This is a genomic window from Protofrankia sp. Cr1 (assembly GCF_963555865.1).
Classification (GTDB): domain Bacteria; phylum Actinomycetota; class Actinomycetes; order Frankiales; family Frankiaceae; genus Protofrankia.
Window position 1 is genome coordinate 12303 of the sequence record NZ_CAUVXO010000044.1, and the last position, 10187, is coordinate 22489.

At 69.6% G+C, this 10187-nt stretch carries 8 protein-coding genes; 6 read left to right on the plus strand and 2 right to left on the minus strand.

The genetic code is table 11. The annotated features are described in order from the left end of the window. The first annotated feature begins 55 nt into the window (after positions 1–55). The gene (locus tag U9980_RS06580; protein ID WP_416210173.1) at positions 56–1807 is read left to right on the plus strand and encodes a glycosyltransferase family 39 protein; all 1752 of its coding nucleotides are present in this window, start codon (positions 56–58) and stop codon (positions 1805–1807) included. On the opposite strand, the gene U9980_RS06585 is transcribed toward U9980_RS06580, so the two are convergent. Then, the gene (locus U9980_RS06585; RefSeq protein WP_322767121.1) at positions 1765–3270 is read right to left on the minus strand and encodes a glycosyltransferase 87 family protein; all 1506 of its coding nucleotides are present in this window, start codon (positions 3268–3270) and stop codon (positions 1765–1767) included. The genes U9980_RS06580 and U9980_RS06585 overlap by 43 nt on opposite strands. A 200-nt stretch (positions 3271–3470) precedes the next feature. On the opposite strand from U9980_RS06585, the gene U9980_RS06590 reads away from it, so the two are divergent. The 4 genes from U9980_RS06590 (at position 3471) to U9980_RS06605 (ending at position 8136) form a co-directional block, all read left to right on the plus strand. Beyond that, positions 3471–4964, plus strand: coding sequence for an NAD(P)/FAD-dependent oxidoreductase (locus tag U9980_RS06590; RefSeq protein WP_322753970.1), 1494 nt, complete (start codon positions 3471–3473; stop codon positions 4962–4964). A gap of 33 nt (positions 4965–4997) precedes the next feature. Next, complete coding sequence (locus U9980_RS06595) at positions 4998–6590, plus strand: glycosyltransferase family 39 protein (protein ID WP_322767122.1); 1593 nt, start codon at positions 4998–5000, stop codon at positions 6588–6590. A 45-nt stretch (positions 6591–6635) separates the two neighbouring features. Then, positions 6636–7856 (plus strand): hypothetical protein, encoded by a 1221-nt coding sequence (locus tag U9980_RS06600; protein WP_322767123.1) that lies wholly within the window; start codon positions 6636–6638, stop codon positions 7854–7856. 85 nt (positions 7857–7941) lie between these two features. Next, positions 7942–8136 (plus strand): DUF5703 family protein, encoded by a 195-nt coding sequence (locus U9980_RS06605; RefSeq protein WP_322753967.1) that lies wholly within the window; start codon positions 7942–7944, stop codon positions 8134–8136. Between the two features lie 48 nt (positions 8137–8184). Here U9980_RS06605 and U9980_RS06610 read toward each other — a convergent pair whose 3' ends face one another. Further along, positions 8185–9399 carry a hypothetical protein gene (locus U9980_RS06610; RefSeq protein WP_322767124.1) on the minus strand — a complete coding sequence of 405 codons (1215 nt, stop codon included), beginning with the start codon at positions 9397–9399 and terminating at the stop codon, positions 8185–8187. 78 nt (positions 9400–9477) lie between these two features. Between U9980_RS06610 and U9980_RS06615 the strand changes: the two genes are divergently transcribed. Further along, positions 9478–10146 (plus strand): haloacid dehalogenase-like hydrolase, encoded by a 669-nt coding sequence (locus U9980_RS06615; RefSeq protein WP_322767125.1) that lies wholly within the window; start codon positions 9478–9480, stop codon positions 10144–10146. The last annotated feature ends 41 nt before the right edge of the window (positions 10147–10187 follow it).

Here is a 10187-nt window from a genome sequence, read left to right on the forward strand (position 1 = left end):
TGGTGACACTGTGGGTACCGTCTCGGTGGTGAGCACCGACCTTTCTGGGAGTCCGGTGGCGGACGTGCCCGCATCGACATCCGTGTCCGTCGTACCGGTCGCGATGGCACCGGTGCCATCGGCCGTGGCGACGGCGCCGACCACTAGGCCCCGGGCGGAGGTTGCGGTTCGGCGCGATCTCGAGCGGCCCGACCGCCGGCCGGTGTTCGACCCCGGAGGTGCCGGCGGCTGGTCAGTGCCGCCCAGGTGGACGCCGATGCGGGACCGGTGGATCCGCCAGCTGCTGATAGCCGCGGTGCTGGGTGCGATCGGGGTCGGCGCGTCCTTGCGGTTTGTCACGCCGAGCCACCTGTGGCTGGACGAATCGCTCACGGTGGAGATCTCTCGCAGACCGGTCGGTCAGCTGCTCGACGCGCTGCGCCACGACGGTTCGCCGCCCCTGTACTACCTGCTCCTGCACATGTGGATCAGGTTGTTCGGGACCGGGGACGTCGCGGTCCGGGCGCTGTCGGGCATCCTGTCGCTGATCACCCTGCCGGTCGCCTGGATCGCCGGGCGGCGGGTCGGGCGGGTGGCGGCGATGTTCGGCAGCGGTGACGGCGCCACGCCCGGGCGGGTGGGGACGGCGGCCCTGTTGCTGTTCGCGTGCTCGCCATACGCGATCCGGTACGGCAGCGAGACCCGGATGTACTCGCTGGTGGTTCTGCTGGTGCTGCTGTTCGGGCTCGCGTTGGTGCGGGCGTTGGAACGCCCGACACGGCGCCGGCTGGCGGTGCTGACCGTGTCCACCGCGGCGCTGGTCTACACGCACTACTGGACGTTTCTGCTGGTCACCACCGTTGCGGTGTTCCTCGCGGTCCGATCGCGCGGTCGGGCGCCCGTTCGTCGCCCGACGCTGTCCGCGCTGCTGGCGATGCTGGCGTCGGCCGTGGTGTTCGCACCGTGGATGCCGTCCTTCCTGTTTCAGATGCTGCACACGGGCACGCCGTGGGCGGCGCGGGTACAGGCGCAGGTCCTGCTGGACACGGTGTTCGACTGGGCCGGACCGACGTCCACGGGCGCGCTGCTCGGGGTCGTTCTGCTCGGAGCGGCGCTGCTCGGCCTGACGGGCCGGCCGCAGGATGACGGGCTGCACATCGTCCCGACCGGACGGGTGCCCGGACGTTACCTGGTCGCGTTGTGGCTCGTCCCGCTCGCCCTCGCCTACCTGGTCAACACCACCGGTGGTAGTGCTTATACGGAACGCTATACCGGGATATCGCTGCCGGCCTTCCTGCTCCTGGCCGCACTCGGTATCGGCCAGTTGCCCAGGCGGGTACGCACGGCCATCCTGACGATTGTCTGTGTGACGGGGCTGTCCGGCGGCTGGAACATGGCGCGGCAGGAACGTACCCAGGCCGGGGAGATCGCGAACCGGATCGTGGCGCTGGCCCGACCCGGCGACGTGGTCGCCTTCTGCCCCGACCAGCTGGGTCCGGCGGTGTTCCGGGCCATCGAACGCCACGGCGATCCTGATCTCAAGCAGATCGTCTATGCCGACGCGAGCGGGCCGGCACTGGTCGACTGGGTCGACTACGCCGCTCGGATGCGACGGGCCAGCGGCGCGGACTTCGCCGCCCGGGTCAACACCATGGCCGGACCTGGCCACGCGGTGTTCCTCGTGCGCGCGGACGGCTACAAGACCCTGGAGGGGGCCTGCGCGGTCGTGTCCGACCAGCTTGCCGCCTTGCGTGACCGCACCCTGCAGGTCGATCGCCGCATGGTCTACGAAGGTGCGGCGCTGGAGCGCTTCTCCACCCTGCGCTGAGCGGACACGGCCGACGGTCCGGGCCGGCGCTCGCCCGCCGCGGCGAGCGCGGTCACCAGCAGGGCCATCGGCAGCGTGTAGTGGTTGAAGTACGACTGTTTGTTCATGACATCCAGGGTGAGGAGCACGACGCCCGCACCGGCGCAGAACTCCGCGGCGCCGGCCCGCACCCGCCAGGCGAGCCAGTAGGCGACCGTCAGCGCGACCGCCATCGGGCCGAAACCGGTGGTGATCCCCGCGTGCGCGAGCACACCGGGCACGGACAGCGAATCCCCGTGGACGGGATAGCGGAGGTTGGTCAGCACCGCGTCTCCCCAGAAGTCCGACGGGCCGACGACCACCCAGGGCGCGACGGCGGCGGCCGCCAGAGCGACCGATGCCAGCGCGCGCCTGGGCCCGAACGCCGGCCAGGCCGCGGCGACCGGGACCAGCAGTGCCATGTGCTGCTTGCTGGCGAGGGCGACGGCGAACGCGACGACCGCCCAGCGGCCCCGGCCCGATGTCACCGCCCACACCAGCAGGCTGATGCACGCGGTGAGCAGCGGCTCGGTCCAGGACTGCTGGAGGGCGTACATGGAGCCGGGGAAGGCCAGTACGAGCAGTGGTAGCGCCGGCGGGAGCCTCGTCCCTGCCTGCGCGTCGTCCCGGGACATGATCGCGCGGATGGCGACGGCCGTGACCACCGAGGCGAGCAGCAGGCCGTAGCGGACGTCGGCGAGTAGCAGGCGGAAGGGCGCGAGGAGGAGCGTGGTGCCCGGCAGGTACGGGTAGACGTCGAACAACTGGTGCGCCGGATACCCGGCGCGGCTGGGCGCCCACTGCTGGCGGTACATGTCCGAGCCGTCGACCAGGCCGCGGGCGGAGACCTGCAGGAGGTGGAAGACGTCGATGCGCGGCTGCGGCGCTGCGATGATCATAGTGACGCCGGCGGCCGTCATGAGGCCGACAACCGGCCAGAAGCATGCCGGTGATGCCAGCCACCGCGCCGTGGCGCGGTCGTCCGGCGCCCGGCGCAGCCACCCCAGGATCGACCCGGCGGTGAGCAGACCGCCGGCCACGCCGAGCGCATCGGAGACGGACGCCCATCCGCCGCCGGCGTAGTACCGGGGACGCATCGCCACCCCCACCGCGAGGACCACGGCCAGCATCACCCACGACGTCCCGCGGCTAGGGCGCGCGTCCGTGTCGGGCTCCACGCCAGGGTTCGGGCCAGGGTTCGGGACGCCCGCGTGCGCGCCCGCGTTGGCGACACCGACGAGCACCGCACCCCAGCCAACCAGCACCAACGGCAGCGGCCATGGGCCGCGCCCGTCGCCCGCGGCGATGCCCGCCGCGACGGCACACCAGCCGAGCAGCAGCGGGCCTGGCGTCCCCCCGGCCGGGCGGTCCCGGCGTAACCACCCGCAGGTCGTGGTCGGATTGTTCGCCCGGCCGGGTAGGAACGCCGCCATGACGTGCACCATGCCAGAGTCGTTACCGGGTCGCCGCGTCGACTCCGAGCCGGTTGGCCGAGATCGCGCGGTGGCAATCGTGAGGGGGTGCGGACAGGTGCCCGGGCGGCTCATGCCAGACTGAGAAGCCGAGCCGGACTATTGTCCAGCGGTGTTCTAAGTGTGTCGCGCGGATGACCATCGCGTGCGGAGTTGAGGAGAGGTCAGGCACAGTGGCCGAAAAGCCCGAGGTCGTCGTTATCGGAGCCGGACCGGCAGGTCTGACAGCTGGCTGGGAGCTGGTGAAGCGGGACGTACCCGTGACGGTTCTCGAAGGTGACTCGGTGGTGGGAGGTATCAGCCGCACCGCGGAGCGTGAAGGCTGGCGCTTCGACATCGGCGGGCACCGGTTCTTCACCAAGGTGCCCGAGGTCGAGACTCTTTGGCACGAGATTCTGCCTGATGAGGATTTTCTGATGCGCCCGCGGTCGAGCCGCATCATGTACAACGGGAAACTGTTCGACTACCCGCTGCGCGCCGGCAATGCTCTGCGCGGCCTCGGCGTGCTTGAGGCGGCGCGATGCATCTTCTCCTACTTCTGGGCGAGGGTCCGGCCGCCGAAGGACCAGACCAAATTCGAGGGCTGGGTCGCGTCCCGTTTCGGCTGGCGCCTCTACGGGATCTTCTTCAAGACCTACACCGAGAAGGTGTGGGGGGTGCCGGCCAACACGATCGAGGCTGACTGGGCGGCGCAGCGTATCAAGAACCTCTCGCTGTCCAATGCCATCGTGAACGCGGTCATGCCGAAGCGGAACCAGAAGGACATCGCCTCTCTCATCGAGGAATTCCAGTACCCGAAGCACGGGCCCGGAATGATGTGGGAGACCGCGGCGGACAAGATCACCGAGCGCGGCGGCACGATCATACTTGAGGAGAAGGTCCGCAAGATCCACCATGCGGACGGGCGGGCCAGCGGCGTGACCACCGTGGTCACCGGCGGATACGGCCCCGGAGCGGGCGCGCCCGAGGCGTCCCGGACCGACATCGGGTCCGAGCACCGCTACAGTGCGGACGAGATCGTGTCGTCGATGTCGTTCTCCTCGCTGATCCGGGTGATGGATCCGCCCGCCCCCGACCACGTGCTGGCGGCGGCAAACGCGCTACGCTACCGCGACTTCCTCACCGTCGCGCTGGTGGTGCCCGAGTCCGCTGGTTTTCCGGACAACTGGATATACGTGCACTCGCCCGAGCTGTTGGTCGGGCGCATCCAGAACTTCGCGTCGTGGTCGCCGTTCCTGGTAAAGGAGGGACGCACCTGCCTCGGCATGGAGTATTTCGTCTTCGAGGGCGACGAGACGTGGTCGATGCCCGATGAAGACCTGATCGCGTTGGCCACCAAGGAACTCGCCCAGTTGGGTCTGGTTCCGGCCGATCAGGTGGAACGCGGTTTCGTGGTCCGCATGCCGAAGGCATACCCGTTCTACGACGCGGACTACAAGAAGAACGTGGAAATCATGCGTGGATGGCTGGCCGAGGCCACACCGAATGTTCACCCGGTGGGCCGCAACGGTATGCATCGGTACAACAATCAGGACCACTCCATGTACACTGCGCTGCTTACCGTCCAGAACCTCGCTGACGGGGCTGAGCACGACGTGTGGAGCGTCAACGTGGAAGAGGACTATCACGAAGAGGTCTCTCCCGGTTACGCGAAGGAACCGCGTTAGTCGGCGTCGCGGGAACCAGAGGGGGAACTGACCGTGACCGACGTCGCGGTACGGCCGTTGGAGAACATCCCGGGGCCGGCCGAGGGGAGCCGGCCTCGCGTACAACGGGACGGCGTTGTCTTCAAGACAATAATTTTCGCTCTCGTTGTCACAGCTGTGGCGGTACGTTTTTCCGCCCGCCAGGCGTTGTGGTTGGACGAGGCGCAGAGTGTCGCCATTGCGCGGCTTCCGCTGACCGGGCCCGACACAACGCTGTTTGACGGGCTTCGCCAGGATGGTTCGCCGCCGCTGTACTACCTGCTGTTGCACGGCTGGATCGAGCTGTTCGGAGTCGGCACGTTCGCGGTGCGGACACTGTCGGCTCTGACGAACCTGGCCGCAGCCGGGCCGCTGTACCTGCTGGCTCGCCGCGTCGTCGGCGAGCGCGCCGCGCGGGTGGCGGTGGTGCTCTACCTCACCTCACCGTTCGCGCTGTACTTCGCCACCGAGACCCGGATGTACAGCCTGGTGGTGCTGCTGACCGCAGCTGGCGGGCTGGCACTGGAAGCCACGCTCAAGCGGCGCTCGGCGGGTTCGGTCGCCGCGTTGGCGCTGTGCTCCGGCATGCTGGCGCTCACCCACTACTGGTGCTTCTACCTGCTGTTCACGGTGGCCGGCTGGCTTGCGCTGATTGTGGTGAGGCCGCGGGCGGCGTGGGGTGTCCGGCCACCGCTGGCAGCACTGGCCGGCATCGCCGGTGGGGCCCTGGTGTTCGCTCCCTGGTTGGGTGGGTTCTTCTATCAGATGGCGCACACCGGGACGCCATGGGGAGAACCGGCGACCTTCGCGGCAATTTCACATGCCTACGGGCAGTGGGCGGGCGGTCCCACCACCCAGGGGCGGACGCTGCTGTTCCTCATCACCGGGCTCGCCGCCGCGGGGATCGCCGGCCGGGCGGTCGACGGCCGGTACGTCCTGGTCGACCTGAAGGGTATGGAACCGGGTCGCACGCTGTTCTTCCTGGCCACGGTGACGCTCTTCGTCGCGGTGGCCGCGGGAAAGGTGGTGGGCAACGCCTGGGCGGATCGGTACACCGCCACCGCGTTCGTGCCGTTCCTGTTGGTCATCGGCCTCGGTGCGACCGTGGTCGTGGACAGTCGGCTGTTCCGCGGGATCATCGTCGTGTGTGCGTTGCTCGGGCTTGTCGGTGGCTATGGCGACCTGTCCCGCACCCGTACCCAGGCGATGCAGGCCGCGGGCGTGCTCGAACGCATCGGGCGGCCCGGCGACGTGCTGCTGGTCTGCCCGGACCAGCTCGGCCCGGGCCTGTCCCGCACCGTTCCGTCCTGGATGCACGTGTATGTCGTCCCGACCTACCTACCGCCGGACCGCGTTGACTGGACGGACTACGAGACGCGTAACTCGAAGGCGAACGGCGTTGTCCTCGCCGACAGGGCACTCGTGCAGGCCGGCCCGGCCCACACGGTGTTCTTCGCCGGGTCGGGTGCCTACCGGACATACGAGACCCTGTGTACCCAGGTCCGTGGCCGTCTGCAGGACAGGCGTCCACTGGCCGACGAGGTGATGCGCCAGGGCGAGTCGGCCAGGGTGTGGGAGAACTTCACCCTCCTACGCTTCCAGCCCTGACCTCCCTTGGGCTCATTGGGATCGATGGCTGGATCGCCGTCGGCGGTGCGATCGTGGTTCTTCTCGCCGTCGGCGGCGGACGCCCGTCCCGCGCAGCCCCCGCGGGGCGGACCAGACCCGCGGGGATGGCGGACCCCGCCGCTACGGACGCTGCCGCTACGCGACATCACCCTCGCCTGGTGTGCCACCCGCATCGTGACCGGTGCCGCGTACGCCCTGGCCCGCTACATCAGCGGCCAGCTCGCCGCGGGACATGACGCACTGCATCCAACGGTTGCCACGCCGTTCCGGCTGACCGGCCTGCTCGGCTGGGATGCCGGCTGGTACGCAGGTATCGCCGAGCACGGATACGCCGGGGTCGGCGGGCAGGGGCTGCGTTTCTTCCCCCTGCTGCCGCTGCTGGTCCGGGCGGTCGCCGTGGTTCCCGGCCTGGGCGGCCATACCGGCGGCATATTGCTCGTCCTGGTCAACATGATCTCTTTTGTCTTTGTGGCGGCGCTCGCCTGGCTGGCCCGCTCCGAGGGTCTTGACCCGGCGGCAACCTCGCGGGTGGTGTGGCTCGCCTCGTTGGCACCGCCCGCGTTCGTGCTGGTCATGGGCTATACCGAGGCATTGTGGGGGCTGCTGGCCGTTGGTGTGTTCGCGGGCCTGCGGACCCGGCGGTGGGAACTCGCCGCGGTCTGTGGGCTGCTTGCGGGGCTGTGCCGACCGGTCGGCATCCTCCTGGTGGCACCGGCGGCACTCGAGGCCCTTCGCGGGTTGGGGGCAGTCGCGCGCACGGACCGGCTGCGCCGGGCAGCGGCCGTGCTCGCACCCGCAGCCGGCTTCGCGCTCTTTGGGTTGTGGGCGCAGATTGCATATGGTGATGCTCTGCTGCCACTGCGGCTACAACGACAGGAGTCGCTGCACGGCAGCTCGTCGAATCCCGCCGCTGTGCTTTGGGCGGCGGTCCGGGGCATCATCCACGGCCAGGTGGGTACGGGCCTGCACGTGCCATGGTTGGCGCTGTCCGTGGTCCTGCTCGTCGTGATGGCGCGGACGCTGCCGGCGTCCTACACGTTGTGGGCCGCGTTGACGACGGCCGCGGTACTCACTGGCAGTAACCTTGATTCAAGTGAACGGTACGTATATGGAACCTTTCCATACCTTTTTGTCGCGGCCGGGCTCACCCGACGCGACGACGTCCTGCGCATCGTCCTTGCGGTCTGCGCCGCGATGCTGGTGGTGTACGCGTCGCTGGCGTTTCTCGGTCTTTACGTACCATGACGGGTCGTGTCGCTCGGGGTAGACAGGCGGCGTGAACCATCGGGTTCATCACTCTCGTTGTCCACCCTGTCGTTACGGTGGCGTCATGGACGTGGAGTACCAGCGTTTGTATCTGCCGCCCGGCACCGACCGACGCCAGGCGCTGGCGGTGCTCACCCTGCACGCCGAGTTCGGCGACTGGGAACTGGAGCGGCTCCGCCTGCTGCCGGATGGTTCCCGGCGGGTCGTCCTGCGTCGTGCCCGGCGTAAAGGTGGACTTCCCGGATATCTACCGACCTGACCGTCCCGCGAGGTTACCTGGCCACGGAGCGCGGATCAGCACCCGGTGTCAAGCACCCGGTGCCAGGTGACCGGGGCCGGTAGGCGGGGCTGTCGGCTGGTCCGGGGGTTGCTCCGGGGGTTGATCTGCGGGTTTGCCGGCAGTCGCCGGCCCGCCGAGGCTGTCGCGCACGGCGGCCAGCTCGGCCCGCACCGCGCGTAGCTCCGTTGCAAGATCATCAGCTTGACGTTCCGCGCGTTCGGCGCGGGCACGGGCATCCGCTCTGCCTTCGACGAGCACCCCCTGGCGTTCGTCCGCCACCCGGTTGGCGTGGTCGAGCCGCCGGTCGGCGTCGGCCTGGATGCGGGCGATCGCGGCGTCGGTGCTCTCCTGCTGGCGAACCAGGTCCAGGCGCAGCCGGTCAGCCTCGGCTCGCGCCTCGGCTGTGGTCCGTTCACCCGCGTCCGCCCGGGCCAGGGCGGCGTCTCTGGCCGCGGTGGCGCCAGCCACGGCCTGGACGGCTTCCTCCCGGGTGTGCGCGAGTGCGGCCGCGGCTTCGCTGCGCGCCGTTGCGACGGCTGCGTCCGCCACCTGACGGGCCTGGCTGATTTCCGCGTTCGCTTGCTGTCGGACCTGCGCGACCCGGGTGTCGGCGTCGCGCCGCACCGCACCGAGGGCCGCTGCGGCTTCGGTCTGGACGGCATCAAGGGCTGCTCGCGCCTGGTCACGGGCCGCGGCATGCACGTCGCGTTCGGCCTCCAGACCGATCCGTTGCTCGTCGAGTTGGTCCACGGCTGCTACCGCCTCGGCGGCGACCGCTTCGGCCTCGATCCGGGTTGCCTGCGCACCGCGGGCGGCCTGCTCGGCCCGGACCGCCCGGGCGACGGCTTCGGCGATCCGCTCGGCGGCTTCCGCCTCCACCGTCTCGACACGGGCTTCCGTAGCCGCAATATCGCCAAGAGTCGCCATTTCGCGGACGAAACCGTCCAGCGCGCGGGTGAGCCCGGTGGCCAACGCCGTGATCTGCCCCGCCAGCGCGTCGGCTCGTGGACGTGCGCCGCCGGTGAGCCCGGCGGAGACCGCTGTCGGACTCACCGGCGCGGTGGCGGAGGGTATACCGGCAATGTCCCGCCGCCGACGGTAGGCGGAGAGTCGGTTGTGTGCGAAGTCATCGCAGTACGCGGGCGGCCGTCCAGGCCCGACCGGAGCACTCGGTGGCTGGGCGCACCCCGGGTATGCGCATGTGGCCGGATCGGTCTCGTTGACCACCACACCCTCAGTCATGATAGTGCTCACCGTCCGTTCCAGATTCCGTGAGCGGCCGTCGACCGGGACACGGTCGACCAGGACAAGGATGCACGAGTGAGCGAACCGTCCGAAGCAGCGGTTACCGGGGTCGCACTGTTCGATCTTGATGGCGTCCTGGTCCGCGGTGACACGTTCACCCGACTGTTGCGTCGCCACCTGTCGCAGTCCCCGTGGCGCACGGCTCTGGTCGTGCCGGTGACGCCCCTGCTGGCGGTGCGCCCGCTCCGCCCGGCCGCAGCGCGGATGATCATGAGGCTTGCGCTGCTGGGCTTCGACGCCCCGCGGTTCCGGGCGCGGGCACAGGCGTTCGGCCGGGATCTCGCGGTCGACGGCGGCGTGGCGATACCCGAGGCCGTGGCCACCCTGCGCCGCCATGCCGGCGCGGGTGATCGGGTCGTGGTCGTCACGGCATGTGAACACGATCTCGCCCGTGCGGTTCTCGACGGACTCGGGTTGGGCGAGGTGGAACTGATTTCGTCCCGACTGTCCTGGGGCCGGTTCGGCGTCGGCCGGGGCAGCCTGCACAACTACGGGTCGCGCAAGCCGCGGCAGCTTGCCGCCTACGGGATTGAGCCGCCCTGGGAGCACGCGTACAGCGACTCGCTGGCCGATCTGCCCATGTTGGCGGCTGCCAACCAGGCGATACTGGTCAATCCAGCCGGAAAGGTCGCATGGCGTGCACAGCGGGCGCTCGGCGGGCGGCTGCGGATCGTCCACTGGTGAGGCCCGGTCCGGCGGGAACCCCGGTAGACGGTTGCCAATGG